This is a genomic window from Kribbella sp. NBC_01505, from assembly GCF_045040285.1.
Classification (GTDB): Bacteria; Actinomycetota; Actinomycetes; order Propionibacteriales; family Kribbellaceae; genus Kribbella.
Window position 1 is genome coordinate 2,729,243 of the sequence record NZ_CP109425.1, and the last position, 26,963, is coordinate 2,756,205.

20 protein-coding genes are annotated in these 26,963 nt (G+C 67.8%); 11 read left to right on the plus strand and 9 right to left on the minus strand.

Going from position 1 to position 26,963, the window contains the following annotated elements; all coding sequences use genetic code 11:
• Nucleotides 1-24: 24 nt before the first annotated feature.
• The gene (locus tag OG474_RS12850) at nucleotides 25-891 is read right to left on the minus strand and encodes a helix-turn-helix transcriptional regulator (protein WP_405062490.1); all 867 of its coding nucleotides are present in this window, start codon (nucleotides 889-891) and stop codon (nucleotides 25-27) included.
• A gap of 99 nt (nucleotides 892-990) precedes the next feature.
• On the opposite strand from OG474_RS12850, the gene OG474_RS12855 reads away from it, so the two are divergent.
• A complete protein-coding gene (locus OG474_RS12855) occupies nucleotides 991-1,728 on the plus strand; it encodes an SDR family oxidoreductase (protein ID WP_405062491.1) in 738 nt (245 codons plus the stop codon).
• On the opposite strand, the gene OG474_RS12860 is transcribed toward OG474_RS12855, so the two are convergent.
• From OG474_RS12860 to OG474_RS12870, 3 genes are all read right to left on the minus strand, one after another.
• On the minus strand, nucleotides 1,725-2,027 hold the full coding sequence (locus tag OG474_RS12860; protein WP_405064570.1) for an MTH1187 family thiamine-binding protein: 303 nt from the start codon (nucleotides 2,025-2,027) through the stop codon (nucleotides 1,725-1,727). The two genes, OG474_RS12855 and OG474_RS12860, sit on opposite strands and share 4 nt — an antisense overlap.
• 1,061 nt (nucleotides 2,028-3,088) lie before the next feature.
• Nucleotides 3,089-4,645: an MDR family MFS transporter gene (locus OG474_RS12865; RefSeq protein WP_405062492.1), complete on the minus strand. Its 1,557-nt coding sequence runs from the start codon at nucleotides 4,643-4,645 to the stop codon at nucleotides 3,089-3,091.
• Nucleotides 4,642-5,244 (minus strand): TetR family transcriptional regulator, encoded by a 603-nt coding sequence (locus OG474_RS12870; RefSeq protein WP_405062493.1) that lies wholly within the window; start codon nucleotides 5,242-5,244, stop codon nucleotides 4,642-4,644. The genes OG474_RS12865 and OG474_RS12870 overlap by 4 nt, the downstream gene beginning before the upstream one ends.
• 139 nt (nucleotides 5,245-5,383) lie before the next feature.
• On the opposite strand from OG474_RS12870, the gene OG474_RS12875 reads away from it, so the two are divergent.
• Both OG474_RS12875 and OG474_RS12880 read left to right on the plus strand, forming a co-directional pair.
• Complete coding sequence (locus OG474_RS12875) at nucleotides 5,384-6,316, plus strand: NADP-dependent oxidoreductase (RefSeq protein WP_405062494.1); 933 nt, start codon at nucleotides 5,384-5,386, stop codon at nucleotides 6,314-6,316.
• Nucleotides 6,313-7,182 carry an LLM class flavin-dependent oxidoreductase gene (locus OG474_RS12880; RefSeq protein WP_405062495.1) on the plus strand — a complete coding sequence of 290 codons (870 nt, stop codon included), beginning with the start codon at nucleotides 6,313-6,315 and terminating at the stop codon, nucleotides 7,180-7,182. The genes OG474_RS12875 and OG474_RS12880 overlap by 4 nt, the downstream gene beginning before the upstream one ends.
• Here OG474_RS12880 and OG474_RS12885 read toward each other — a convergent pair.
• Nucleotides 7,163-8,158 carry an aldo/keto reductase gene (locus OG474_RS12885; RefSeq protein ID WP_405062496.1) on the minus strand — a complete coding sequence of 332 codons (996 nt, stop codon included), beginning with the start codon at nucleotides 8,156-8,158 and terminating at the stop codon, nucleotides 7,163-7,165. The genes OG474_RS12880 and OG474_RS12885 overlap by 20 nt on opposite strands.
• Before the next feature lie 66 nt (nucleotides 8,159-8,224).
• Here OG474_RS12885 and OG474_RS12890 point away from each other — a divergent pair, with 66 nt between their 5' ends.
• On the plus strand, nucleotides 8,225-9,853 hold the full coding sequence (locus OG474_RS12890) for a GMC oxidoreductase (RefSeq protein WP_405062497.1): 1,629 nt from the start codon (nucleotides 8,225-8,227) through the stop codon (nucleotides 9,851-9,853).
• A gap of 51 nt (nucleotides 9,854-9,904) precedes the next feature.
• Nucleotides 9,905-10,432 carry a hypothetical protein gene (locus OG474_RS12895; protein ID WP_405062498.1) on the plus strand — a complete coding sequence of 176 codons (528 nt, stop codon included), beginning with the start codon at nucleotides 9,905-9,907 and terminating at the stop codon, nucleotides 10,430-10,432.
• On the opposite strand, the gene OG474_RS12900 is transcribed toward OG474_RS12895, so the two are convergent.
• On the minus strand, nucleotides 10,426-11,448 hold the full coding sequence (locus OG474_RS12900; RefSeq protein WP_405062499.1) for a hypothetical protein: 1,023 nt from the start codon (nucleotides 11,446-11,448) through the stop codon (nucleotides 10,426-10,428). The two genes, OG474_RS12895 and OG474_RS12900, sit on opposite strands and share 7 nt — an antisense overlap.
• Nucleotides 11,449-11,559: 111 nt before the next feature.
• On the minus strand, nucleotides 11,560-12,690 hold the full coding sequence (locus OG474_RS12905) for a hypothetical protein (RefSeq protein ID WP_405062500.1): 1,131 nt from the start codon (nucleotides 12,688-12,690) through the stop codon (nucleotides 11,560-11,562).
• A gap of 177 nt (nucleotides 12,691-12,867) precedes the next feature.
• Between OG474_RS12905 and OG474_RS12910 the strand changes: the two genes are divergently transcribed.
• From OG474_RS12910 to OG474_RS12930, 5 genes are all read left to right on the plus strand, one after another.
• Complete coding sequence (locus OG474_RS12910; RefSeq protein ID WP_405062501.1) at nucleotides 12,868-13,842, plus strand: hypothetical protein; 975 nt, start codon at nucleotides 12,868-12,870, stop codon at nucleotides 13,840-13,842.
• A gap of 20 nt (nucleotides 13,843-13,862) precedes the next feature.
• Nucleotides 13,863-14,456, plus strand: a complete 594-nt coding sequence (locus tag OG474_RS12915) for a carboxymuconolactone decarboxylase family protein (RefSeq protein ID WP_405062502.1) — start codon at nucleotides 13,863-13,865, stop codon at nucleotides 14,454-14,456.
• A 73-nt stretch (nucleotides 14,457-14,529) separates the two neighbouring features.
• Nucleotides 14,530-14,967, plus strand: coding sequence for a MarR family winged helix-turn-helix transcriptional regulator (locus tag OG474_RS12920; protein ID WP_405062503.1), 438 nt, complete (start codon nucleotides 14,530-14,532; stop codon nucleotides 14,965-14,967).
• Nucleotides 14,964-16,181 carry an MFS transporter gene (locus tag OG474_RS12925; RefSeq protein ID WP_405062504.1) on the plus strand — a complete coding sequence of 406 codons (1,218 nt, stop codon included), beginning with the start codon at nucleotides 14,964-14,966 and terminating at the stop codon, nucleotides 16,179-16,181. The genes OG474_RS12920 and OG474_RS12925 overlap by 4 nt, the downstream gene beginning before the upstream one ends.
• A 55-nt stretch (nucleotides 16,182-16,236) precedes the next feature.
• On the plus strand, nucleotides 16,237-18,693 hold the full coding sequence (locus OG474_RS12930) for a GH116 family glycosyl-hydrolase (RefSeq protein ID WP_405062505.1): 2,457 nt from the start codon (nucleotides 16,237-16,239) through the stop codon (nucleotides 18,691-18,693).
• Nucleotides 18,694-21,473: 2,780 nt separating this feature from the next.
• Here the strand turns inward: OG474_RS12930 and OG474_RS12935 are convergent.
• Together OG474_RS12935 and OG474_RS12940 are read right to left on the minus strand one after the other, a co-directional pair.
• A complete protein-coding gene (locus OG474_RS12935; protein WP_405062506.1) occupies nucleotides 21,474-23,339 on the minus strand; it encodes an FtsX-like permease family protein in 1,866 nt (621 codons plus the stop codon).
• 70 nt (nucleotides 23,340-23,409) lie between these two features.
• Nucleotides 23,410-23,952, minus strand: coding sequence for a TetR/AcrR family transcriptional regulator (locus OG474_RS12940; RefSeq protein WP_405062507.1), 543 nt, complete (start codon nucleotides 23,950-23,952; stop codon nucleotides 23,410-23,412).
• A gap of 118 nt (nucleotides 23,953-24,070) precedes the next feature.
• Between OG474_RS12940 and OG474_RS12945 the strand changes: the two genes are divergently transcribed.
• Nucleotides 24,071-26,605 carry a bifunctional FO biosynthesis protein CofGH gene (locus OG474_RS12945; RefSeq protein ID WP_405064571.1) on the plus strand — a complete coding sequence of 845 codons (2,535 nt, stop codon included), beginning with the start codon at nucleotides 24,071-24,073 and terminating at the stop codon, nucleotides 26,603-26,605.
• Nucleotides 26,606-26,963 lie beyond the last annotated feature (358 nt).

Consider the following 26,963-nt stretch of genomic DNA (forward strand, 5'->3'; position numbering starts at 1 on the left):
AAAGGGCATTCCGAGATCCAGGGCTTAAATTAACTCCCTACTTAAGTCCTGTCCAGAGCTCATCGACTGACTTCCCAAAACCCCGAGAAGCCGCAACTTTTCTGCGCTTTCACTCCCCGGCTCGGCGGTGAAGACCACCAGGGTCTGCTGCTGGTCGGCGTTGTTGATCACCTCGCAGTACAGATCGAACTCGCCGACGACCGGATGGTTGAAGTGCTTCGTCCGGCTGTGCGGCGGGATCACCTCGTGCGCTTCCCAGATCTCGGCGAACTCCGGGCTCAGCGCCTGCAACGCCGTCACGATCGAGGCGGCGTACGACTTCGGCCCGTCCGCGGTCGCGACCTGCCGGAGCATCGAGACCAGCAGCCGGCTGTGCTTGGACAGCTCGGGGTCGCGGTAGAGGGCGCGGGACTCCGGGTGCGCGAACCAGCGATAGGCCTCGGTGCGCTCCATCCCCTCGAAGTTCGTCTGCTCGCCGGCGAACGCGACGTGGGCCGGCGTCTGCGCGACCGTCTCGCCACAACGGTTCAGCAGCAGCGCCGGGGTGTCCTGCAGCCGGTCCATGATCCGCAGCATGCCGGGATCGACGTGACACGCCCGCGTCGTCCGCGGCGGCACACCATGCCCGGCGAGCACGAACAGATAGTCCCGCTCCTCCAGTGTCAGCCGCAGCGCGCGAGCGATCGCTCCGAGCATCTCGACCGACGGCTGCGGCCCGCGCCCACCTTCGAGCCGGCTGTAGTAGTCGGTCGACATCGACGCCAGTACGGCGACCTCCTCGCGCCGGAGTCCCGGCGTACGACGGCGTCGCCCGCGAGGCATCCCGACGTCTTCGGGCTGCAGGGCTTCCCGGCGCTTGCGGAGGAAATCTGACAGGTCTGCGTACTCCATGTCTCCAGTGTCCTCGCCTGCGCGCGGTTATCCACTGCTTGCCGAGCAGTGGTTACACCGAGCCTGGTTGCCCACGGCATCCGATCGCAGGCTGGAGCCATGAAAACAACAGGAAACACGATCTTCATGACCGGCGGTACGTCGGGTATCGGCCTCGAGCTCGCCCGCCGCTTCCGCGACCTCGGCAACACCGTCATCATCAGCGGCCGCCGCAAGGACCTGCTCGACCAACTCGCCGCCGAGGACCACCTCGAAGGCGTCGTCCTGGACGTCGCCGACCCCGACTCGATCGCCACCGCCTTCGCGGAGGTGACCGCCCGCCATACCGTCAACGTCCTGATCACGATGGCCGGAATCATGCAGGCCGAGAACCTCCAGGACCCGGCCCACCTGGCCGCCAGCGAGGCCACGATCGACATCAACCTGCTCGGCACGATCCGCTCGATCACCACGTTCCTGCCCTACCTGCAACAGCAGACCGACCCAGCCGTCATCACGGTCTCCTCCGGCCTGGCGTTCGTCCCCCTGGCCCTGACCCCGACGTACAACGCCACCAAAGCCGCGATCCACAGCTACGCCCAAAGCCTCCGCCTGCAGCTGGCCGATACCGCCGTACAGGTCATCGAACTCGTCCCACCCGCAGTCCAAACGGAACTGATGGGCAGCGCCCCCGACCCGTCCTGGATGCCGCTGGACGAATACACCGACGAGTCGATCGCCATCCTCCAACAGCACCCCGACGTCGAAGAGATCCTCGTCGACCGAGTCCACTTCCTCCGAGCCGCCGAACGCGAAAACCGCCACCCCGAAGCCGTAGCCGCCCTCAACTCCCACTAATCAGCAAGCGCCTGCTCGATCCGCTCCACCTTGGCCGTCAACTGCCCCGTGTACCCAGGCCGGATATCCGCCTTCAGCACAAGGCTCACCCGAGCCGAAACCGCCCCCACCGCCTCAACAGCCGCCTTGACCACGGCCATCACCTCGTCCCACTCCCCCTCAAGCGTCGTAAACATCGAGTCGGTCCGATTAGGCAACCCCGACTCCCGCACAACCCGAACAGCAGCAGCAACCGCCCCCGCCACCGACCCGTCCTCGCTACTAGAAACAGCCGGCGCCACCGAAAACGCAACAAGCATGGTGATCTCCTTGATCGTCAATCCTCAGGACTCAGCCGCCTCAGCTTCGTCAGCGGCGAACACGACCATATGACCCAGCCGGCACCGGCTCGACGTCACCCGGAGTCTTACCCAAACCGGTTTGGGGAGGTCTGTCATCGCGCTTCGGAAGGGTTGGGGAGTCTTACCATCGGATTCGGTGGGGTAGCGCTCCCCAATGCCGCCGTACGGCGCGACCCTTGGTGCCGCCCTGGACCGCCTGGCGTTCGCAGTACGTGGCCGGCGTTTCGGACACCGGTCGTGGTGGTTGCGGGTGTGCCCCGGGGTTTGTGTGGATCTGCTGCCGCTGAGAGACAGCAGATCCCCGCAGACCTGCCTGGGCCGGGGGCCAAGGCAGAGGTCCGTGGACAGGGGCCGGGTGTCGTCCCCGGATCGCTGTGCGGGCGGGGCGCTTCGCCTGGCCAGTAGCCCCTCCGTCCCGAAGGCGCTCGTCGCATCCGGGCGCTCGGATCCGGCTGGCGATGTACACGGTGGCTGGTCGCCGCTGCGGCCGGTTTGACTGAAGCGGTGTGGCCGGGGTGGGTTCTCGGCTGACGGGGATGGTGCGGTCAGCGATCGCGTGCACGTCGCCTACAGCTGACGGGCTACGGCTGAGCTACACGAAGGGCCCGTCTTAACAGTGACCGTCGCGTGGGGTGGGCGTACCGCAGGCGAGTCATCTACCACCACGACCGTCGCGTGGGGTGGGTGCACCGAGGCAAGTCATCTGCCACCACGCACGTCCCCGGCCGAATCCCAGCGACGCGCAACCCCAACCCGCGCCAAACACCAGATACCCCAACGACCGAAACCACACCGACCACGCCCACGACGTACCGCAATCCCTCGGACATCAACGGCGAACGGCACCCCGAACACTGAGGATCGCGCCATTGGGGAGCGCTACCCCACCGAATCGGGCGGTCGGACTCCCCAAACCGGTTTGGGGAGGGTTGATCACGGCAGCCTCAGCGGACACCGGACCGATGGGAGAGCACGATCGAATGCGGGAAGCCAGACGCGCTCTCCCACCCCTGGAACTGTTAGGCGTCTTGTTTTCCGGCGGCTTCTTCGTCGGCTCGGCGTTCGGTGGCTGTGGTGGTGAGGAGGGGCTTTTCCTTGATGAAGATGACGGCCAGGAGGGCGAGGACGGCGAAGGGGACCGACATCATGAAGAGGTCGGCGGTGGCGTCGCCGTAGGCGTTCTCGACCAGGGCGCGGACGGGAGGCGCGAGCTCGGCGACGTTCGGGACGACGCCACCTCCGCCGGAGGCTGCGCCGCCGGGGTTGAGGGTGTCGAGGACCTTGTTGGCCAGGATGGCGCCGAGGACGCTGACGCCGATGGTGCCGCCCATGCTGCGGAAGAAGCTGACGGACGAGGTCGCAGCGCCGAGCTCACGTGCCGGTACGTCGTTCTGTGCGGCGAGCACGAGGTTCTGCATGACCAGGCCGATGCCGACACCGAGGACGAGCATGAAGCCCCAGAGCATGTACTTCGAGGTGTGCGCGTCGATCGTGCCGAAGAGCGCCAACCCGATCGGGAGCAGGATGCTGCCGATCACCAGGTAGATCTTCCACTTGCCGTACTTGGTGATCAGCCCACCGGCGACGGTGGAGGCGCCCATCATGCCGATGATCATCGGCAGGCTCATCAGGCCGGCCTTGGTCGGCGAGTAGCCCTGGGCGACCTGGAAGTACTGCGCCAGGAAGACCGAGCCACCGAACATCGCGACACCGACGAGCGCGCTGGCCACGATCGCCAGCGTCACCGTGAGGTTGCGGAACAGGTCCATCGGGATGATCGGCTCGGGGTGCCGGCGCTCGACGAGCACCGCGGCCACCAGGGCGACCAGTGCCCCGCCGACCATCAGAATGCTCCAGCCGGAGACCCAGTCGAACCGCTTGCCGGCGAACGTGGTCCAGACGAGCAGCGTGCTGACACCGGCAGTGATCAGGAACGCACCCCACCAGTCGATCTTCACTTCTCGACGGACGGTCGGGAGGTGCAGCGTGCGCTGGAGCAGGATGATCGCGGCGATCACGAACGGCACGCCGATCAGGAAGCAGGCCCGCCAGCCGAGCGGCGAGTCGACCAGGAAGCCACCGAGCAGCGGCCCACCGACGGTCGCCGACGCGAAGACGGCACCGAAGATTCCGGAGTACCGGCCGAGCTCACGCGGCGGGATGATCGCCGCCATCACGATCTGGACCAGCGCGGTCAGACCGCCACCGCCCAGACCCTGCAGCACCCGGCTGCCCAGCAGCACCTCGATGTTCGGCGCGAAGCCCGCGACCAGCGAGCCGACGACGAAGAAGCCCAGCGACAGCTGGACGAGCAGCTTGTTGTTGTAGAGGTCCGCGAGCTTTCCCCACAACGGCACCGTGGCCGTCATCGCGAGCAGCTCGAGCGTGACGACCCAGGTGTACGACGATTGGCTCGCCCCCAGGTCGTGAATGATCCGCGGCAACGCGGTCGACACCACGGTGCCGGCCAGGATCGCCACGAACAGTCCCATCATCAGACCGGACATGGCCTGCACGGTCTGCCGCGGCGTCAGCGCCGCGCCAGCTCCGGTCCCCTCGGCCGAGGTCGTCGTCATGAGTGACCTTTCTGATAGTCAGGATCGATGCCCTGAGCAAGTAATTGGAAAGCCTGGTCGACCAGCTCACCGGGCACGGAGTCCGGCGTGGTCTTGTGCAGCTCGACGGCGACCCGGCAGGCCGTCCCGGCCGCGGTCACGATCAGCCGCGCCCGCAACGGGTCACCGATCCGCTCCGTCATCGCCGCGGACAGCTGTCGCTCGTCGTCGATGCTCGACAGCATCAGGTGGTAGAGCAGGCTCGGCGAGGTCATGATCAGCTCACCCCGCCGGGTCAGCGATCCCTCGCTGAGCAGATCCCGCAGTACGTCGTGCACGATCAGCCACATCGTGGTCAGCGGCGACTGCTCGGCCGGTGCCGTGGCGATCAGCTCGAGCGCGGCCTCCAGGTGCGCGGGATTGCGCCCGAGGATCGCGTACTCCTTGTGCGGGAAGTAGTTGAAGAACGTCCGCACCGACACGTCGGCCGCCTCGGCGATCTCCTCGACCGTGACGTTCTCCGGGCCCTTCTCCAACGCCAGCCGCAGGGCGGCCTCCGTCAGCGCCGCCCTGGTCTGGAGTTTTTTACGCTCCCGCAACCCACCCTCACCCTGCCTCACCCAACGAGGGTAGGCAGGTTCTTGCACTCACTGCAAACTATTTCGAGTGCAATTTTGCACACCTGCACGAACGGGCACCGCAACGGCACGACAGTACCTCCCTTGACATCAACTTATGTTCAGGTTTGAGACTGTCGGCATGCAGACGACAAGTGGGACGAGCAGAGCCGCGGCCTTCTTCCAGCCCGGTGGACCAGAGGTCCTCCGGCTGATCGACGTACCCGAGCCCTCGGCGGGACCCGGCGAGGTCCGGGTGCGGGTCAAGGCCGCCGGCGTACAGCCGTTCGATGTGGCGGTGGTCGCCGGTCAGATCCACCGGCAGCAGGATCCGGCGATCCCGACCGTTCCGGGCAACGAGTTCGCCGGGGTCGTGGATCAACTCGGCGCCGGCGTGACGGAGTTCGCGATCGGCGCCGAGGTACTCGGCTACGGGACCCTGAACAGCTACCAGGAACTGCTGACCGTGCCGGTCACGCAGGTGGCGGCCAAGCCGGCGAACATGCCCTGGGAGGTCGCGGGCGGATTCTCCGCCGGAGCCCAGACCGCACACATCGCGCTGGAGGAGATCGGGATCGGGCCGGGCGACACGATCCTGGTGCACGGCGCGGCCGGGGCCGTCGGGACCTTCGCCGTACAGCTCAGCCGGCTGCGCGGCGCGACCGTCATCGGCACCGCCCGGGCCGCGCAGCACGACTATGTCCGCGAGCTCGGCGCCGTTCCACTGGACTACACCGACGACTTCGTCGACCGGGTCCGCGCGCTGGCCCCACAGGGTGTCGACGCCGCCGTTGACGGGGTCGGCGGCCCAGCTCTGGACGCGACGCTCGAACTGGTGAAGGACCGCAGCCGCATCCTCACCCTCACCGACCACGGCAAGGCCGCCGGCCTCGGCATCCGCGTCACCCCACTCGCCCGTTCGGCGGCCCGTCTCACCGAACTGGCGAACCAGTACGCCGAGGGCCACCTCCGGCTTCCGATCATGGCGACGTACCCACTGGCCAACGCCGCCGATGCCCTCCGCGCCTACCAGGCCGGCGGAGTCCACGGCAAGATCGTGATCACCATCCCGTGAGTCCACTGGCAGTCGGAGTCGTCCTCCCCTCCTTGCGGACCCAGCACGAGCAGCATCTGGACCTACGCGAGGCCGCCCGGTACGCCGAGAAGGCCGGACTGGCCAGCGTCTGGCATGGCGACCACCTTGCCGTCGGCGGTCCGGTCTTGGACGTGACCGTCGGCCTGGCCACCGCCGCCGCGGTGACCGAGACGATCTCGATCGGCGCGAGCGTGTTCGTCCCCGCACTGCGCTCACTCGCCTGGGCCGCGAAACAGATCGGGAGCCTGCAGCAGGTCAGCGGCGGCCGGCTCATCCTCGGGATCGGCTCGGGCGGCGGGTCTGCGCAGTGGGCGGCGGCAGAGATCCCGTACGCCGATCGCGGGCCGCGCACGGACCGAGCCCTCGAACTGTTGCCGGCCCTGCTCGCCGGTGCGCCGACACTTATCGGCGAGCAGGAGGTGACCTTGGCACCGGCCGTGTCGCGCCCGCCGTTCTGGGTGGGGAATGCATCGAAGGTCGCACTCCGCCGGGCCGCCGGACTCGGCGACGGATGGTTTCCGTCGCTCGTCAAGCCGGCCGACGTCGCGGCGGGGCGAAGCTGGCTGGCGGGGCAGACCGATCGACCGATGACGGTCGCGGTCGGCGCCACCGGTGCACTCGGCCACCAGGTCAAGACCGCGGCGGAGCTCGAGGCCGCGATCAGTTCCGGCTACGGCATTCCGGCGACCGGCGTACCGATCACTGGAAGTCCCGCCCAGGCGGCCGAGCGGCTGGCGGAGTTCCAGCAGGCGGGCGCCGGCCACCTGGTGATGGGATTCGCCGATGGGGATTGGCGCGAGCAGTGCGACCTGCTCGCGGCGGCGGTCAGCTTGGCCGGCGGATGAACTGGGGCAGTTTGAGGATGTTGTGCGGGTAGGGCAGCGGTCCGTCCCCGGCCTCGGTGAGGCGGCCCATCTGCTCGTCGCTCAGCGTCCAGCCGGTCGCACCGAGGTTGTCCGCGAGCTGCTCCGGAGTCCGCGCACCGATGATCGGCGCGGTCAGCCCCGGCCGCTGCAGCACCCACCGCAGCGCAACCTGCGCCGGCGTCTTCCCGACCTCGCCCGCCACCGCACGCAGTACGTCGAGAACTCGCCAGGTGCGGTCGTTGTCGTGCGCATCCCAGTCCTCTTGACTGCTCCGGCTGCCGGCCGGCGGACCGCCCGCCTCCTTGCTGTACTTACCCGACAGCCAGCCCCCACCCAGCGGGCTCCACGCGATGACCCCAACCCCTTCATTCAGAGCGACCGGGATCAGATCGAGCTCGGCGTCGCGGTCCAGCAGGTTGTAGAGCGGCTGCAGGCTGACATACGGCTCGAGCCCGCGATGGTTCGAGAGGTCGATCGCCTTCTGCAGCTGCCAACCGGTCAGGTTGCTCGCACCGATGAAGCGAACCTTGCCGCTGGTCACCAGCGCGTCGAGCGTCGTCAGCGTCTCCTCCAACGGCGTCGCGTCGTCGAAGACATGGGTCTGGTAGAGATCGATGAAGTCGGTCTGCAGCCGGCGCAGGCTGTCCTCGACCCCGGCCAGGATGTGCTTGCGCCCAGCGCCGCGGACCGGCAGTCCGGGGCCGGCCTCGCCGTACACCTTGGTCGCGATCACCAGATCGTCGCGGTTCTGGTTCTTCAGCCAGCTGCCGATGATCTCCTCGGAGACCCCGCCGGAGTAGGTGTCGGCGGTGTCGATGAACGTGCCCCCGGCCGCGACGAACTCGTCCAGGATGCGATGGGCGGTGGGTTCGTCGGTCCCGGGTCCGAACGTCATCGTGCCGAGGCACAGTTCGCTGACTTGCAGTCCGGTCCGGCCGAGAAAGCGCATGTCCATGCGGGTAAAGGTAAGCGACATGCCGAGACCGCTGCAGCCTAGTAATTGGTCGACTACGTTGCGTCAGTGACTTTCGAGACTATTCCGTCCGCTTTGACCCGCCGCCGGTTCGCCGGTCTGACCGTCCTCACCGCGGCAGCCGCGACCGGCCTGACCCGGATCGGCCCCGCGACCGCGTCCGCCACGGCGACGCCGTACGTGCCCGCCCTCGTCGTCGGCACCGGGTACGGCGCCGCCGTCACCGCGCTGCGCCTGGGTGCCGCCGGGATCAAGACCACGATGATCGAGATGGGCCAGCTGTGGACCACCCCCGGCAAGGACGGGAAGGTGTTCTGCTCGACCCTGAGCCCGGACCGCCGGTCGATGTGGTTCCACCGCAAGACCGCCGCACCGCTCGACACCTTCCTCTGGCTCGACGTCGTCAACCGCGACCTCGGTACGCCGTACGCCGGTGTGCTCGACCGGATCGACTTCCCGAACATGGGCGTGTACGTCGGTCGCGGGGTCGGCGGCGGTTCACTCGTGAACGGCGGGATGGCGCCGACGCCGCGGCGCGCGTACTTCGAGAAGATGCTGCCCCAGGTCGACGCGGACGCGATGTACAAGCGGTACTTCCCGCTCGCCCGCCGAATGCTCGGCGTGAATACGATCGACCCCAAATACCTGGAGCAGACGCCGGTCTACAAGTACGCGCGGGTGTCCCGGCGGCACGCTCACCAGGCCGGCTTCAAGACGAGCGTCGTACCGAACGTCTACGACTTCAACTACCTGCGGCGCGAAGAGAAGAAGCAGGTCAAGCGGTCGGCGCTGGCCGGTGAGGTCATCTACGGCAACAATCACGGCAAGCAGTCGCTCGACAAGACGTACCTCGCCGACGCCCTCGGGACCGGTAACGTCACTATTCGCACACTGACCCGAGTGACCACGATTCGCCAGCAGGGTAAGGGATATCTGGTCGGCCTCGAACAGATCGATGCCTGGGGCAAGGTGATCCGGCGCAGCGAGATCGCCTGCGGGTCACTGTTCCTCGGCGCCGGTAGCGTCGGCACCACCGAATTGTTGCTGCGCGCAAGGGAAACCGGCACGCTACCCAATCTGCCGGCCGCGATCGGCAACGGCTGGGGCACCAACGGCAACGTGATGACGGCCCGCGCCAACCACCTCTGGGACCCGACCGGATCACTCCAGTCGACCATCCCGACCCTTGCCATCGACAACTGGAACCACCCGAAGTACCCGTCGTTCGCCGAGATCGCCCCGCTCCCGGTCGGCATCGAGACCTGGGCCAGCCTCTACCTCGCGATCACCGTCAACCCCGAACGCGGCCGCTTCACCTACAACCACGGCACGGACCGCGCCGACCTGCACTGGGGCGCGAGCCAGAGCACCCCGTCCATCCGTTCGGCCCAGTTCCTGTTCGACAAGATCAACAAGGCGATCGGTACGACGTACCGGCGCGATCTGTTCACCGGCAACCGCGCCTTCGCGGCCGACTTCTGCTACCACCCGCTCGGCGGCGCCCTGCTCGGCAAAGCCACCGACAACTACGGCCGCGTCCGCAACCACCCCAACCTCTACGTCACCGACAGCTCCCTGATCCCCGGCAGCCTCGGCGTCAACCCCTTCGTCACCATCACCGCCCTGGCCGAACGCAACATCGCCCAAGTCCTCGCCACCGACCTCAAGCGCCGGTAGAATGTGTGAAAGCCTCCGACGCAGACTTCCTGTGGTCGGAGGCTTTCGCGTATGACGACTCTTCTGTACCGAGCTGCGATCCATGATCTCCGCGGCGACGCCATCCTGCCGCTCAACCTGCTTCGCGATCAGCACCCTGACCTGTACGAGCGCGAAGCCGCGAAGTACGCGATGCGCCCCGAGACGATGGGCTATCCGGTCTACCCGCTGGGCTGCACCTGGACCGACCTCGTCTTTCTCTCACCGGTCCACCCGGCCCCACTCTTCGAGGCACTGCACGAGTCCGGCCGCATCGGCCCGTTCGTCCCCGACTACTGGACCCTCGACGCCGAACTCCTCGACCCCGCCGACACCTGCATCCTGCTCAAGCGCCACGACCCCGAACTACGCCCGCAACCGCCCGAGGACTTCATCGCCTACTCCCCGGCTACCGTCGCGACTCTCACTCAGCCGTCCGAGAAAGCCTTGCAGCGCCTAAGAACCCTCAACCCCACCGAGCCACTGTTCCCTTGGGCCGACGTCCCCCACATCCTCCACCGCGGTCCCCTCCCCGTCAGCCTCTTCCGCACCGGTCAGTAGCCGCCGACTCCGGTCAGCTGAGGCTCGATCCCGAAGACGTCGGGGATCCCCGGCCCCTTGGGCGGAATCCCGATCACCACCTGGAGCTTCTCGAAGTACATGAGCGCGTTGCTGTACGTGCGGCCCTTCACCGCAAGGGCCGCGCGTGGCCCCGGCGGCCACTGGAGGGTGGTCCCGGGCTCGGGGTGGTAGATCCAGGACATGTTGATCGTGGCGAAGACGAGGACCTTGTCGTACGACGACTGCAGCGCGACGACCGGGCCGTCGACCACCGCGAGGGTTGTCGGCTTGTCGTCGTCGTTGGTCTGAGCCCAGACGAACTCGCCGGTGTACGAGTCCGCACTTCCCGTGGTGCGGAACGGCGCGAAGCTGATGTCCATCGTCCTGGTCGTCAGCAGTTGGGCGAGCTTCTCGACAGCGGCGGCGGGAGACAGCTTCAAGCGCGCCAGTTCGGCCTTCGTCGGCGTCCGCAGGGTGGAGTCGCCTGTCCGGGGTTTCGTCGTCAGGTACTGCATGACGGTCTCGTCGTCGAGGGTCACCGCATAGCGCCAGCTCCACGGCAGCCCCGGCCGCTTCCGTTCGGCCAAGGCAGTCAGGCGCGGGAAGCGCTCGGTCTGCAACTCGGTCTCGACCACCAGGCGCTGCGGCGATACTCCCGGCGGCGTCACTGTGCCGACCGAGTTCTTGACCTCGACCGCCGGGATCTTGGCCTTCAGGATCCGGTTGATCTTGTGATCCATCAGGCGCTGCTCGAGCAACGGGCCGCTCGCCACGCTCTTGATCAGCTTGTCGTCGTACTTGCCGGCTGCGCGGTTCCGCGTCGCGAAGTAGTCGGCGACCGCCTGCCCGACCTCAGCCTCGGAGATGGGCGGCGTCGGAGTCGGAGTCGGCGAGGCGGTCGGCGTACTGCTGCTCGCCGGCGCCGGGGCAGCCGCTCGCTCACCGCCTCCGGAACAGGCCGCGACCGAGCCGAGGGCCAGGACGACCAGGGCAGCCGCGATCCGCTGTCTCTTCATGCTTGACGACGCTAGACACTGCCGGTCCAGAACCGGTCCAGCGCACATCCAGCACCCCGCACCGACAATTCGCTGATCCCCGGCGGTCGGAGACCTCGGGCAGGCCGGTGCCTACACAGGGACCGCGACGGGGACGTCCTTAGAAAGGGGCGGCGAGGCCCAAGCGGCGGGGATGCGGCGGTTCGCGTACTCGACAGTCAGGGAGCCCTGGGGCTGGATGCGGATCACTCCCTCAGTGAAGGTGTCGGGGACCGCCCAGATCAGATCCGGTATGTCTAGGCCCGACGCCGAGATGATCGGGACCTTGAACTTGCCGGGAGGCCCCGCGAGGCGACGGCCTCCGGCGGGCGTCAGCTGGAACGTCGACGCCAGGTCCAGCACGGTGGTCACCGACCAATACTCGTCCCTGTTCTTTCCGAGGCCGTCAGCCGTGCGGCCGGTCACACTGAGACTGGCCAGCACGGCCCACGTCGTGCCGCGGGGAGCCCAGCCTCGTGTCGGAGTCCACGGTCTGACCCCGAAGGCCGCGTAGTGGATTCCGAAGTCCAGGTTGTACATTTCGGCATCGACCTGAAATCTGCCGGCTGGTCGGCTGATGATGCCGCTGGTGGCCCTGAAGTCAGAACCGAGTCGCGCCTGGGCTGTGTTGTATGCCGACAGCGGGTACGCGCCGGCGCCCCGCTTTCCGGTCCGGAGGTCGAGCGACACGGTCCGGCCGGCGTCGGTGGCGAGTAGTTCGACCGGCGTACCGATCGGAACACAGGCGACGACCGTCTGCGAGCGGAACTCCCGGTAGCTCCTGCCAACCGGGTCGTAGGGCCCGAACAGGTCGACGGGGTGCGTCTGCTTGCCGGCGGCAACCACCAGAGTTGCCTTGGCCTTCTCGGAGTACGCCGGCGGCCCTGGCTCCTTGAAGCTCGCGATCACGATCTCGTGGCCCGGCTCCACCGAGAACGCATCGATCCCGAGTTGCAGCGCCTCCGGCCCCTGCACCTCGGTCCGCAGGGCGAGCGATTCCAGTGAGTGCGTCGAGTGCGGCGTGATCAGCACCCCATCCCCGGCAGGCGGCGCCTGGCCGTCGAAGCTGCCGCTGAAGACGTAGATGCCAGCCGCCCGAACCGGTAGCGGCGGCGGACTCGTCGTACCGGCACGGGGTTTCTCGCCGCGCGACCCGCACCCGGTCGCCAGCAGCCCAGTGGCGACGGCGGACAGCACAACCCTGCGGGAGACGGTGGCGTTCACTCCCTGAGCGAACCATTCCGCGGGGGTCATCCAGCCTCAGAAGAGCATTCGGTTGCGGGACTGCAAAGTTTTCGTGGGGAGTCGGCGAGGCTCGGGCTGCCGACGGTCGCGCAGGATTGACGAGTGCACGAAGGAAGAGCTTCCGACAGCTTCTGACGATCAAAGGAGTGACATCGCATGAGCGACGCGTTCTCGAAGGTGACCACCGTTGCCTGGTTCCCGGAGCACACGATGCTCGAGAACCTGGCGGTCCGTGCTGACGGCTCCATCCTGGTCGTCGCGTCGCCGCAGCGGCAGGTTTGGTATGTGCCGAAAGGCGACCTGCCTGTTGAGCCGCTACTGCTGCACACATTCGAAGAGGGAGCGCTGGCCCAGAGTCTCGTCGAGGCTGAGCCTGAGGTGTTCTACGTCTTCACCTATGGGAAGGCGACGGTGTACCGCCTCGATCTGCGAGGCTGGACGCCCGGCGAACCCGTTCAGCCGACCAAGGTGCTGGACTTCGAGGCACCGGCCGGACCCAACGGCTCCGCTCTGCTCGCGCCGGGCGTCCTGCTGGTCGCCGACTGTGTCGAGGGCCTGATCTGGCGCGTGGACCTGAGCAAGGACGGGCTGACCGGGCAGGCTCGGGTCTGGCTGAAACACGACACCATGGCGGCAGGTGGCGGGCATCCGCCGATCAAGTTCTCGGCCACGATGGAGGTGCCCTTCCCCGGGATCAACGGGATGCGTTTCGGGCCGAAAACAGGGTTCGTGTACTACACGACCTCGTCGCAGAACCTGTTCCTGCGCGTCCCGGTCGACCCGCGGACGCTGGACCCGGCCGGCGAACCGGAGCTCCTCGGTGAGATCCCGAACATCGACGATCTCTGCCTCGACGAGGATCTCGGCGTCGCCTATATCGCGCGGCACCCCAACCACATCATCGAGCGCGCGTCCCTGACGCCCGATGGCGACGGCGTCGGTCATGCGCCGGCAGCGGGCGATCCCTTCGACGGCAAGCTGATCGGGCCCACGAGTATCGACTGGGGCCGCGGCGAGGGTGACTACGGCCGGGTGGCCTACGCCCCGACGGACGGCGGCGTCATCCAGCTTCCGCCGGATGGCGTGCTCCGCAAAGCCGCGCTCGTACGCATCGAGCTCACCGAACGCTGACAGGCGAAGGGACAACGACCATGACGCAATCGACCGACGGACTCGGCGGACGACTCCCGCTGTTCGATCCGAGCACGCTGACCGGGTCGCAGCGGGCGCTCTACGACACGCTGAAGTCGACCTGGGTGGCCTTCGCCGACAAGATCGGCGTCCAGGCGTCGACCGACGACGGGCGCCTGATCGGCCCCTTCAATCCCTTGCTGCTGCACCCCGAGATCACCGAGAAGATGTCGGATCTGCAGGTCGCCGAGGCGCAGTACACGACCCTCGCGCCCGCCGTACGTGAAGTGGTGATCATCGCCACCGGGGCCGTCTGGCGAGCCGACTACGAGCTGTACGCGCAGTTCTCGGTCGCGCGCCAGACCGGATTGCCTGACAGCGCTGTCACGGCGCTGGCAGCGGGAGACATCCCCGACGACCTCCCGCACGACGAATCGCTCGCCGCGAAGGTCGTTTTCGAGCTGCTGGCGAACCGCCGGATCGACGACGCGCTCTACCGAGAGGCCGAGCAGACATTCGGTACCACCGGCCTGTTCGACATTCTTGCCGTCGCCGGGGTGTACCAGACGATCTGCTCGATGCTCGCTCTTTTCGAGATCCCCACCCCGGACTGACCCCGGGCAGGGTGATCTGCTTCACCGCACCCATCGATGGATATACATAGCTATCCTATGTATATTGGAAGGCGTGGAGCTGACCGAGCTGGGTGTTGAGGTCGTGGTCGCCGCCGCGCGGTTGACGCGGCTGGCGAGCCGCGATGTGAGTGCGTTGCCGCATGCGGCGATGCGGTTGCTCGGCCGGCTGGACGAGCTGGGGCCGACCCGGATCAGTGATCTGGCCAAGGCCGACCGGTGTTCGCAGCCGACCATGTCCACGCTGGTCCAGCGCCAGGAAGAGCAAGGCTGGGTACGGCGTGAGCCGGATCCCGCCGACTCGCGCGCCAGCCTGATCAGCCTCACGAAGGCAGGCCTGACCGAACTGCTGAGCGCCCGCCAGGAGGCGGGTGCCGCCATCGCGGCCAGACTCCGTCACCTTCCGGCAGCCGACCTCGAGACCCTCGAGCACGCGGCCGCCGTGATGCACAAGATCCTCACCCTCGAGACAGTGGAGGACACGCCCCGGTGAGCGGTACGTCGTCGTTTCTGAAGCAACCCAAGTCCGTCTGGGCGGTCGCGTTCGCCTGCGTGATCGCGTTCATGGGCATCGGCCTGGTGGACCCGATCCTCAAGCCGATCGCCGAGCAGCTGCACGCCAGCCCGTCCCAGGTGTCGCTGCTGTTCACCAGCTACATGGCGGTCATCGGTGTCGCGATGCTGATCACCGGCGCGGTCTCCAGCCGGATCGGCGCCAAGCGCACCCTGCTGATCGGCCTGGCCATCATCGTCGTGTTCGCCGCGCTGGCCGGCCTGTCGAACTCGATCGGCATGATCGTCGCCTTCCGGGCCGGTTGGGGTCTGGGCAACGCGCTGTTCATCGCGACCGCCCTCGCCACCATCGTGAACTCCGCGGCCGGCTCGGTCGCCGAGGCGATCATCCTGTACGAGGCCGCCCTCGGTGTCGGTATCGCGGCCGGTCCGCTGGTCGGCGGTGAACTCGGCACGATCTCGTGGCGAGGCCCGTTCTTCGGGGTCGCCGTGCTGATGACGATCGCGCTGGCCGCGACCGCCTTCCTGCTCCCGTCGACGCCGCCCGAGGCCCGCCGTACGTCGATCCTCGAACCTCTGAAGGCTTTGCGGCACCGCTCGCTGGCGACGGTCGCCGTCACCGCACTGCTCTACAACTTCGGCTTCTTCACCCTGCTCGCCTTCACTCCGTTCCCGCTGGCGATGTCCGCGCGGCAGATCGGGCTGATCTTCTTCGGCTGGGGTATCGGGCTGGCGTTCACCTCGGTGTTCGTCGCACCGCGGCTGCAGCGCTGGTTCGGCACCTTGCCGGTGGTGATGACGTCGCTGCTGCTGTTCGGCGCCGACCTCGCTCTGATGGGCGTCTTCGCGCACCACAAGGCAGTGCTCGCGATCGGCGTGATCGTGGCCGGCCTCTTCCTCGGCGTGAACAACACCCTGATCACCGAGGCCGTGATGGGAGCCGCTCCGGTCGAGCGCGGCACGGCGTCCGCGGCGTACTCGTTCGTCCGCTTCTCCGGCGGCGCGGTCGCCCCCTGGCTGGCCGGCAAACTCGGCGAAGAGGTCAACGTCCAGCTCCCCTTCTACGTCGGCGCCTTCGCCGTCCTGCTCGCCGTCGGAGTCCTGGCCACCGGCTGGAAGCCGCTCGCGCACCTCCGCGTCCCCGCCAACCATTCAGCGACCGAGGCCCAGGCTCTCACCGTCGCCGACGCCTGATTGGTCTAAACAACTCCGTTTCCCCCAGGGGCCAGGGCACTTAAGGTCGATGAGCATGACGACCTCGCCGTGGCCCCTGCTTCGTACCTACACCGGCCGGCAGTTGCACCGGCTCGCCCTCCCGCTCGGCGGGATCGGCACCGGAACCGTCAGCTTCGGCGGCCGCGGCAACCTCCGCGACTGGGAGATCGTGAACCGCCCCGCCAAGGGCTTCCACCCCGGTACGGCGTTCTTCGCGATCCGCACCGAATCCCCCGAAGGCACCGTCACCACCCGCGCCGCCGAAGGCCCTCTCGACCTGAGCGACTACGAAGGCGCCCACGGCAGCCCCGCCCAGAGCCACGGTCTGCCCCGCTTCCGTTCCGCCGAATTCGGTACGGCGTACCCGTTCGCACGGCTGTCGTTGCGTGATGACGACGTACCGGTGGAGCTCGCCGTCGAGGCGTTCACCCCGTTCGTCCCCACCGACGTCGAGGCGAGCTCGTGGCCCGTCGCCGTCCTCCGCTTCGCCGTCACCAATCCCACCGACCAACCACTCACCGTCTCCCTGGCCGGTTCCCTCCAAAACTTCATCGGCCGCGACGGAACCTCAGACATTGCCGCAGGCAACTACAACACCGCTGCCTCTGGGGGATCCGGACACCCAGCTGTCGATATCGAAGGGGTGTTGATGGGTAGCCGCGGGGTTGACCCGGAGGCTGAGCAGTTCGGGTCGATTGCGTTGGCGGTGCTGGATGGGCAGGACGTGAGTCGTCGTACAGGGTGGGCCGATCGAACCTGGGGTGGCAGCCTGCTCGACTTCTGGGACGACTTCACCGCCGACGGACGACTCGACGAGCGGGCCAGCGAGTCCGAGACACCGGTCGCCTCGGTGGCCGATCGCCGTACCGTCGCCGCCGGCGCGACCGAGCGCTTCACCTTCCTGCTCGGCTGGCACTTCCCGAACCGGCGCGCCTGGGAGAAGTCCGATGTCGTCGGCAACCACTACACGACCCTCGTCGACGACGCGTGGACCGCAGTCTGCCGATTCGCTGCACAGCTCGAGTCGCTGGAACGCCGTACGGTCGACTTCGTCTCGGACTTCCTCGCCAGCGACCTACCCGAGCAGGTCAAAGAGGCCGCACTCTTCAACCTCAGCACGCTCCGCACCCAAACCGTGTTCCGCACCCCGGACGGCCGGTTCTTCGGCTGGGAAGGCTGTTCCGATCACGTCGGCAGCTGCTTCGGAAGCTGCACGCACGTGTGGAACTACGAGCAGGCAACGCCGTACCTATTCGGCGAGATCGCGCGCTCCCTCCGCGAGGTCGAGTTCGCGCACGCCACCGACGAGCAGGGCCTGATGAGCTTCCGCGTCGGTCTGCCCCTGGAGACCAACGCCCAAGACTGGCGGGTCGCGGCCGCCGACGGTCAGCTCGGCTGCCTGGTCAAGCTGTACCGCGACTGGCGTCTCAGCGGTGACGACAAACTCCTGCATGCCTTGTGGCCCGCGGCCCGGCGCGCCTTGGAGTTCTGCTGGATCGAGGGCGGCTGGGACGCCGACCGCGACGGCGTGATGGAAGGCTGCCAGCACAACACGATGGACGTCGAGTACTACGGCCCCAACCCGCAAATGCAGTCCTGGTACCTCGCAGCCCTCCGCGCCTGCGAGGAAATGGCCCGCCACCTCAACGAAGATGCCCTCGCCGCCGACTGCCGCCGGCTCTTCGACTACGGCAGCGCCTGGATGGACAAGAACCTCTTCAACGGCGAGTACTACCGCCACGAGATCCGCCCACCCGCCTCCGCCGACGCCGTAGCACCCGGCCTCCGCGAATCCATGGGCGCCGCCGACCCCACCCACCCCGAACTACAACTCGGCGACGGCTGCCTGGTCGACCAACTGGCCGGCCAGCACCTCGCACGGATCGCCGACCTCGGCACCCTCCTCGACACCGAACGAGTGCAGACCACCCTGCGAAGCATCCTGCGCCACAACCGCCGCGAAGGATTCCACGGCCACTTCAACCACATGCGCAGCTACGTGCTCGGCGACGAAACCGCCGTACTGATGTGCAGCTACCCCCGCGGCAACCGCCCCGAACGCCCGTTTCCCTACTTCACCGAAGTCATGACCGGCTTCGAGCACATCCTCGCCGTCGGCCTGATCCAGGAAGGCCTCATCGACGAAGGCCTCCAGGTCATCACCGACATCCGAGCCCGGTACGACGGCGAACGCCGCAACCCCTACGACGAAGCTGAATGCGGTCACCACTACGCCCGCGCCATGGCGAGCTGGGGCGCAGTAATCGCCCTCACCGGCTTCGACTACGACGGCCGCACCGGCGCAATGCGCTTCACCACCCCCGGCACCCACTTCTGGTCCACCGGCAACGCCTTCGGCACCCTCGACTCCGACGGCCTCCACGTCCGCGCAGGCACCCTCCACCTAACCTCCCTAAGCCTCCCCAACCAACCCCCCATCACCTTCACCCCCACCACCCTCACCCCCAACACAACCCTCCCCTTCAACTAACGTCCGAAGCACCCACAAACCCCCACCTCCGAATCGTCGGACGTCAAACCCCGAACCCGCACTAGCCGGAAACTCTTAGGCGCCATACGCCGAAGAGTTTCCGGCTAAGCCCTCCCCCAACCCCCACCACAGCCAGCAGCCCCAAGCAACGGAAACGCGGTCACCGGCCTGTCCGTCGCACCCCATCCAAAACCCATCAGCCCTAGGCAACGGAAGCCCGATCACCCGCCTCCGCCCCGAACCCGCACCCGAAGCCCGTCACCCCAGGGCAACGGACAGCAGATCGCCGACCCCTCCTCGAACCGCAACCAAAACCCGTCAGCCCCAGGCGACGGCAACGCGGCCACCGACCTCCATCTCGAACCGCAGCCAAAGCCAGCAACCCCAGGGCAACGGACAGCTGATCGCCGACCTCTTCTCGAACCGCAACCGAAGCCCGTCAGCCACAGGCGACGGGGAACCTCGGTCACCGGCCTCGCCATCCACCCCAGGCACCGCGGCGGCTCACGGTGCTGTCTTTCAGATCGGCCGGACGCTGCGAGCAACCACAAACCCACGCCGCCGGCCGAGAACTTTCGGCCTGCACCCACCCAACCGCCAAAGACAGCCACAAAAGAAAGCGACGAGCCAGGTCGGCGGCTGAACTGGACAACGCGGGCGGACCTCCACCACCCACCAACCCATCCCGGCGAGGGTCTTCAAGCGATGGTTGAGCGTGCCGACGCCGGTGCCACGAAGGTTATTGGGTGATGGCGGTCCGCGCCGTGGACCGAGCCGCTCCCGGTACTAGCCCGGTGACCTGTCGGGCCCGCACCACAACGCGTCGTCTCGGGCGACCGGCGCGGGCCAGGGGCATCGCGCTATCCGGTGGATTTTGGGTGCCCCGCGACGAAAATCCACCGACTAACGCGCGCCGACCACCACCGCTCTCAGCGCCCAATCGGCGATGGCGGACCTGCGCCACTGACCAACTCCCTCCGGTAAGGGCTTTCGGGCGGCGGTCGAGCGTGAGAAGGCAGGCGCCACGGAGGTTGGTCAGTGCGGGCGGTCCACAGCTTGCCCCGAGCCGCTCCCGGCGCTCGCCGGGCGACCGGTCGGACCCGCACCACAACACGTCGTCTCGGGCGACCGGCGCGGGCCAGGGGCATCGCGCTATCCGGTGGATTTTGGGTGCCCCGCGACGAAAATCCACCGACTAACGCGCGCCGACCACCACCGCTCCCAGCGCCCAACCGGCGAGCGCGGACCTGCGCCACTGACCAACTCCCTCCGGTGAGGGCTTTCGGGCGGCGGTCGAGCGAGAGAAGGCAGGCGCCACGGAGGTTGGTCAGTGCGGGCGGTCCACAGCTTGCCCCGAGCCGCTCCCGGCGCTCGCCGGGCGACCGGTCGGGCCCGCACCACAACGCGTCGTCTCGGGCGACCGGCGCGGGCCAGGGGCATCGCGCTATCCGGTGGATTTTGGGTTCCCGGTGCCTGGTGCGTTTGACGGCTGTTGCTCCCCAAACCGGTTCGGGGAGCGAGATCGCGGCAGGTGATCAGGCGCGGTGGCTGAGGGCTTTGCCTGGACAGGAACCCCTCCTCCCCGGATGTGCTCGTCCCGTCCGTCCGCTCGGATTCGGCCGGCGGCGTACGCGGTGGCTGGTCGCCGCTGCGGCCGGATTTACTGAAGCAGTGTGGCTGGGGTGGTCTTCGGCTGAGGGGGATGGTGTGGAGTGACCGCGGTTCCGGTTGCTTGTGGTTGGCGGGCTGTGGTTGGGCTGGCGGTGAGGAGGTCGGGTAGGTGATCCGTCGCGGGGGTTGATGCCGTGCAGATCGGGTAGCCGGGTTCGTTAGCCGGTACTTTTTCTTATATAGCGACCGAAACTTACCGACTACCGCAACCCTGCCGACCCCAGCCATAGCCCAGAAGCTCAAGCAACCGCAACCGCGGTCACCGGCCTCGCCATCCCCCTCAGCCCCAGGCGACGCCCGCCTAGCGCTTCAGTAAATCGGCCGCCGCGGCGACCAGCCACCGTCTACGTGTCCGGCCTGTCCGGTGCGGCGCGAATCGGGGGCACACCAACCCCGCTTTGCGGGGATCTACTGCCACCCAGAGACAGCAGATCCCCGCAAACACGTGGAAACCCCGACCAGCCACAGATTCCCGTGAACCCAGGGTCACTCAGCGGCAGCAGCTCCCCGCAAACACGCACAAACCCACCCAGCCACAGATCCACGGATACCTACTGCCAAATACCGGCAGCAATCATCCGTGAACCCGCACCAACCCCGCCCAGCCACCGGATTGCAGTCACCAAAGCCACGCCGATTCTGCAACAGCCTCCCGGCGACGAAAATCCACCGACTAACGCGCACCGACCACCACCGCTCCCAGCGCCAAATCGGCGAGCGCGGACCTGCGCCACTGACCAACTCCCTCCGGTGAGGGCTTTCGGGCGGCGGTCGAGCGCGAGAAGGCAGGCGCCACGGAGGTTGGTCAGTGCGGGCGGTCCACAGCGTGCCCCGAGCCGCTCCCGGCGCTCGCCGGGCGACCTGTCGGGCCCGCACCACAACACGTCGTCCCGGGCGACCGGCGCGGGCCAGGGGCATCGCGCTATCCGGTGGATTTTGGGTGCCCCGCGACGAAAATCCACCGACTAACGCGCACCGACACTCGCCACCGCTCCCAGCGCCCAACCGCCGGCCCGGCCGGGCCTACGCCGTACGAAGGGGGCCGTGCCGCCTTGAGCACGCATCGACCATGCGGGGGCCGTCGAAATGGTTGGGCCGTGCTCAAGGGGTCAGCGGGCGGCTAGGAGGGTGATGGGGTGTTGCTTCGTGGCTTGGTGGGCAGTGGTTGCGGTGGCGGCGCCTACTACGGTGAGGGCGGCGGCGAGGATCAGGGTGAGGAGGCGCCAGGGGATCGCGACGGCGGCCAGGCCGTAGGGGCCGGCGGCGATTCCGGCGAGGGCTGCGGCGGCTACGAGTGCGCCGAGGAGTACGCCGGTCAGCACGACTGTGACGGATTCCGTGAGCGCGACCGCGATCACCTGCCGACGAGTGAGCCCCGCCATCCGGGCCAACGCGAACTCGCGGCGCCGGTCCGCCGTCGACATCACCACGGCGTTCACAACAGCGACCGCGGTGAAGATCCCGGCCAGCCCCATCAGCGCGGCAAACAGGCCAGTGTTGTTGCGCTGCTGCGCATCACCCCGCGCCTTCGCCCACTCACCAACCGTCCGCACCTCCCCCGGCAACCCCGCGGCCACCACCGCCGGATCGATGCCTGCAGCAACCTTCACCAGCGTCTCGATACGACCACCTGCCGGCAACAACGACAGCGGAACGAAGAAGTTCTCACTGACATCAAGCGTCTCGGGCATGATCGCGACGACCTTCACCGCCACCTTCTTCTTGCCCATGGCAACAGTCAGTGTCGACCCCAGCTTGTACCCCTCGGCCGCCATCCCCGGCCCGATCGCGATCGTCTGCCCGGACAGCTTGTCCAGCGATCCCTTCCGCGGCCGCAGCGCATGCGTCTGCTGATACGCCACCCGATCAATCCCGACCGCCTCCGAGTACACGGTGTTCTTCCCTCGCGAGACCACCACCGGTACGGCGGTCTGCGGCGAAACGACCGCGATCCCAGGCCCCGCCGCGACCGCTCGATCAACAACCAGGTCCGCCGTAATCAGTCGTTCCTGCTCAACCCCGACCGCCTTCGCCTGCGAACCGAACGTGCCCCAGAGACCGACCACCAACCCCACCAGCACGATCAACGGTGCCGCAGTCGCCGCACTCCGATGTGCCGCATGGAGAACGCCGGCCCGGGCCAGGTCCGCGATCAGATGGCCGCGCAGGACCAGCGCGGGCAACCGCCCGGCCCACGGTACGACGATCGGGCTGAGCTGGCTGAGCGCGACCGATCCGCTGACCAGCACCATCAGTCCGATCAGCAGACCGGCCACCAGATCCCGCGCGGCCTGCGCCGCGATCACCATGGCCACAGTGGCAGCCGCCGCCGACAGTCCCCAGAACCACCGCCAGCCAGTCATCACCCGTTGCGAGGCGCGGCTCTCGGCCAGCGCCTCCAACGCGTTCACCCGGGACGCGCGCCACGCAGCAGCCAGTACGCCGGTGAGCGCCGTACCGATGCCGACGACCAACGCGGCCCACATCGAGCCCTGGCTCCACGGTGCGGCGAACCACTCCGGCAGCATGCCGAGCTTGATCATCAGCGCCGACTGCCCCCAGGTTGCGAGCAATCCGATCGGCACCCCGGCCACAGTCCCCAGCAAACCGAGCAGTGCGGCCTCGCAGACCAGCATCAGGCACAGATAGCCGCGCTGCGCCCCGACCAGTCGCAGGAGCCCCAGTTCCCGGCGACGCTGGACCACGGTGAAGCCGAACGTCGTACTGACGATGAACACGGTCAGAAACACCGCAAGCATCACGGACATCCCCAGCAGCGTCCCCGCGCCCACATAGCCCTCACGGACCTGCGCGCGCTCGTACGCCGACAGTCCGGCGGGCAGCACGGGTCGCCCAGTGGCTGCCAGCATCTGCAGACCCGACTGGACCAGTCCGACGCCAAGAGCCACCGCAACGATCGCTCCGGCGAACAACTGCCACCTGTCCCGCACAGCACCGACCGACAACCTGAGCATGCGCTCCAGCCAACAGGGATACGTCTTCGCCAGCGCTGGCCCACACACCCCACCTGGGGTAGCTCGCGCGCTACCGCAGTACGTCGAGGAGCGCCGCGATGTCGGCCCGGTCGACCTCGCGCGCGCCGATCAGGCACTGCATCAGCAGACCGTCCAGTGAGGCGACCAGCAGCTGCGCCTTCCGCGGATCCGCGGTAAAGGTCCGGGCGATATCGGTCATCGGCTCCAGCCATGCCGCTGCGGCCGACCTGAGCTCCGGACGACGAGCCGCGTACAGGTAGAGCTCGTAGAGGGCGAGCGTGCGGCCGCGACGCCGTACCAGGTTGTGCTCGATCAGCCGGGCCAGCTCATCAGTAGGTCGGAGTCCCAGTTCACTGCCCCAACCATGCAGCTCAGTGGCCAGATCATCAGCCGCCCAGGTGAGCGCGGCGACGAGCAGCTCGTCCAGTGTCGCGAAGTGATAGGTGATCGAGGCCACCGACACATCGGCCTTCGCGGCGACCGCACGATGGCTCACACCTGCGACTCCGTCGCATCGAATCACCTCGACCGTGGCCTGCAGAAGCTCACTCCGCCGCAGCTCACCACGCTTACGGCGACCGTCGGCAGGCATAAATCGCAAACTATCAGGACACTCGTACGGATTGTTTTTGGCCGCCCGAATCGCGGGATCGGCCGGGTTTCGGCCCCTAGGCTTTGGTGACGTGACAACCAACGAGCTGAGTACGGCGATGCGCCGCGCACTGAAGCGGGCCGACGACGGCAAGACCCTCGACCCGGCCGAGGTGGAGGTGCTGCTGACCGCCTCGGGGACGGCGCTGACCACCCTGATGGCGACCGCGGCCCGGGTGCGCGACCAGGGGCTGGCCGATGCCGGCCGGTCCGGCATCATCACGTACTCCAAGAAGGTCTTCATCCCGCTGACGCGGCTGTGTCAGGACCGCTGCCACTACTGCACCTTCGCGACCACACCGGGCCGCGTGCATGCGCCGTTCATGTCGCCGGATGAGGTGCTCGAGGTTGCCCGGCAGGGCGCGGCGATGGGATGCAAGGAAGCGCTGTTCACGCTGGGCGACGCTCCGGAGAAGCGGTGGGACGCGGCCCGCGTCTGGCTCGAGGAGGCCGGGTACGACAGCACGCTGGACTATGTCCGGGCAATGTCCATCCGGGTCCTCGAGGAGACCGGACTGCTGCCGCACCTGAACCCGGGCGTCATGTCGTGGCAGGACCTGCAGCGACTCAAGCCGGTCGCGCCGAGCATGGGCATGATGCTCGAGACCACCTCGCGGCGACTGTTCGAGGAGAAGGGGCAGCCGCACTACGGCTCCCCTGACAAGGACCCGGCGATCCGCCTGCGAGTACTTGAGGACGCGGGTCGTTCGAACGTCCCGTTCACGACCGGTCTGCTGATCGGCATCGGCGAGAACCTGGCTGAGCGGGCCGACTCGATCTTCGCGCTGCGCAAGATCGCCCGGCAGTACAACGGCATCCAGGAAGTCATCATCCAGGGCTTCCGAGTGAAGCCGGACACGGCGATGCGCAACGACGCCGACGTACCGCTGGAGGAGTGGCTGGCCGCGATCGCCGTCACCCGGGTCGTGCTCGGGCCGGGCGTCCGGGTCCAGGCGCCGCCGAACCTGGTCGACCTGGCCGAGTGCCGCGCACTGCTCGACGCGGGCGTCGACGACTTCGGCGGGGTCTCCCCGCTGACGCCCGACCACGTGAACCCGGAGCGGCCCTGGCCGCAGATCGACGACCTGGCCAAGGTCACCGCGGACGCCGGCTTCGAGCTGCGCGAGCGGCTGACGGCCCACCCCGAGTACCTGCGTGAGCCCTGGCTCGACCCGCGCCTGATCTCGCACGTCGAGGCACTGGTCGATCCCGAGACCGGCCTGGCCAACGAGTCCGCGATGCCCGTCGGCCTGCCCTGGCAGGAGCCCGACGGCGGCTGGGACAGCGTCGGCCGGACCGATCTGCACACCGCCATCGACACCGAGGGCCGCCGTACCGAGACTCGTTCGGACTTCGACGCCGCGTACGGCGACTGGGACGCCGTACGTGAAAACGTCGCGGCCCGCCGAGCCGCCGGCACGTCACTCCCGATCGATGCCGGGCTCGGAGCTTCGGCGCCGACCCGGATCGACGCCGACGTGAAGGCCGCGCTCGCCGCCGCCGAGCACGACCCCGCCGGGTTGTCCGACGCACAGGCGCTGACCCTGATGACCACCACTGGCCCGGCGCTGGACGAGCTGGCACGGATCGCGGACGACCTGCGCAAGGAGGTTGTCGGCGACGACGTCACCTACGTCGTGAACCGGAACATCAACTTCACCAACGTCTGTTACACCGGCTGCCGGTTCTGCGCGTTCGCCCAGCGCCGCACCGACGCCGACGCCTACTCGCTCTCGATGGACGAGGTCGCCCAGCGCGCCGAGGAGGCATGGGTGATCGGCGCGACCGAGGTCTGCATGCAGGGCGGTATCCACCCCGATCTGCCCGGTACGGCGTACGCGGATCTCGTCCGCGCGATCAAGGACCGCGTCCCGGAGATGCACGTCCACGCGTACTCGCCGATGGAGGTCCTGAACGGCTCGGTCCGGACCGGCCTGTCGATCGAGGAGTTCCTGATCTCGGTCAAGGAGGCCGGCCTGGACAGCATCCCGGGCACCGCCGCCGAGATCCTCGACGACGACGTCCGCTGGATCCTCACCAAGGGAAAGTTGCCGACGGCAAGCTGGATCGAGGTGATCAGCACCGCCCACAAGATCGGTCTGCCGTCCAGCTCCACGATGATGTACGGCCACGTCGACGCCCCGCACCACTGGGTCCAGCACCTGCGCACGATTGCCGCCGTCCAGGACCGGACCGGCGGCTTCACCGAGTTCGTCCTGCTCCCCTTCATCCACCAGAACTCGCCGATCTACCTGGCCGGCGTCGCCCGCCCCGGCCCGACGTACGACGAGAACCGCGCCGTGCACGCGATGTCGCGGATCATGCTGCACGGCCGCATCGACAACATCCAGTGCTCCTGGGTGAAACTCGGCGTCGACGGCTGCGTAGCCGTCCTCAACGGCGGCGTGAACGACATCGGCGGCACCCTGATGGAAGAAACCATCAGCCGCATGGCCGGCTCCAAACACGGCTCCCGCAAGTCCATCGAAGAACTCACCGCGATGGCCACCGCCGCGAACCGCCCCGCCCGCCAACGCACCACCACCTACGGCGAAGTCCAGCAACGCTCCAACACCCTGCTCGAACTCGCCTAGCCGAGCACGCCCTCGCGGCGTACTGGTCCCCAGTCGCACCAGTACGCCGCCAAGGCTCCGCGCAGCAGAAGTTCCGCGCATAAGAAACGCCGGCCGCGCCGGGTGTCGGTCGCCACCTCACTGGCGACCGGAACCGCTGATGGCGCGACCGGCGTCCTGCTGTTGCCCCGAGAGGGCAGTCGGCCCGAAGGAGGGCGGATCCGTCGTCTCATTCCGCAGCCGGCAGGGGAGGTACATTTCCGGTCACGGACGGGAGTACGTCGATTTTCCGCCTGGAGCCTGTGTCCGCGACCCGTCCGTCGCTGACAAGAAGAACGTTGTCATGGGCACCTGAGAACCGGCTACTGCTCGGTTCAAA

Bases quoted from the DNA above. Each gene is read 5' to 3' on its own strand.
- OG474_RS12850 (WP_405062490.1), bottom strand. From the start codon at position 891: ATGGAGTACGCAGACCTGTCAGATTTCCTCCGCAAGCGCCGGGAAGCC.
- OG474_RS12855 (WP_405062491.1), top strand. From the start codon at position 991: ATGAAAACAACAGGAAACACGATCTTCATGACCGGCGGTACGTCGGGT.
- OG474_RS12860 (WP_405064570.1), bottom strand. From the start codon at position 2,027: ATGCTTGTTGCGTTTTCGGTGGCGCCGGCTGTTTCTAGTAGCGAGGAC.
- OG474_RS12865 (WP_405062492.1), bottom strand. From the start codon at position 4,645: ATGACGACGACCTCGGCCGAGGGGACCGGAGCTGGCGCGGCGCTGACG.
- OG474_RS12875 (WP_405062494.1), top strand. From the start codon at position 5,384: ATGCAGACGACAAGTGGGACGAGCAGAGCCGCGGCCTTCTTCCAGCCC.
- OG474_RS12885 (WP_405062496.1), bottom strand. From the start codon at position 8,158: ATGGACATGCGCTTTCTCGGCCGGACCGGACTGCAAGTCAGCGAACTG.
- OG474_RS12895 (WP_405062498.1), top strand. From the start codon at position 9,905: ATGACGACTCTTCTGTACCGAGCTGCGATCCATGATCTCCGCGGCGAC.
- OG474_RS12900 (WP_405062499.1), bottom strand. From the start codon at position 11,448: ATGAAGAGACAGCGGATCGCGGCTGCCCTGGTCGTCCTGGCCCTCGGC.
- OG474_RS12910 (WP_405062501.1), top strand. From the start codon at position 12,868: ATGAGCGACGCGTTCTCGAAGGTGACCACCGTTGCCTGGTTCCCGGAG.
- OG474_RS12915 (WP_405062502.1), top strand. From the start codon at position 13,863: ATGACGCAATCGACCGACGGACTCGGCGGACGACTCCCGCTGTTCGAT.
- OG474_RS12930 (WP_405062505.1), top strand. From the start codon at position 16,237: ATGACGACCTCGCCGTGGCCCCTGCTTCGTACCTACACCGGCCGGCAG.
- OG474_RS12935 (WP_405062506.1), bottom strand. From the start codon at position 23,339: ATGCTCAGGTTGTCGGTCGGTGCTGTGCGGGACAGGTGGCAGTTGTTC.
- OG474_RS12940 (WP_405062507.1), bottom strand. From the start codon at position 23,952: ATGCCTGCCGACGGTCGCCGTAAGCGTGGTGAGCTGCGGCGGAGTGAG.
- OG474_RS12945 (WP_405064571.1), top strand. From the start codon at position 24,071: ATGCGCCGCGCACTGAAGCGGGCCGACGACGGCAAGACCCTCGACCCG.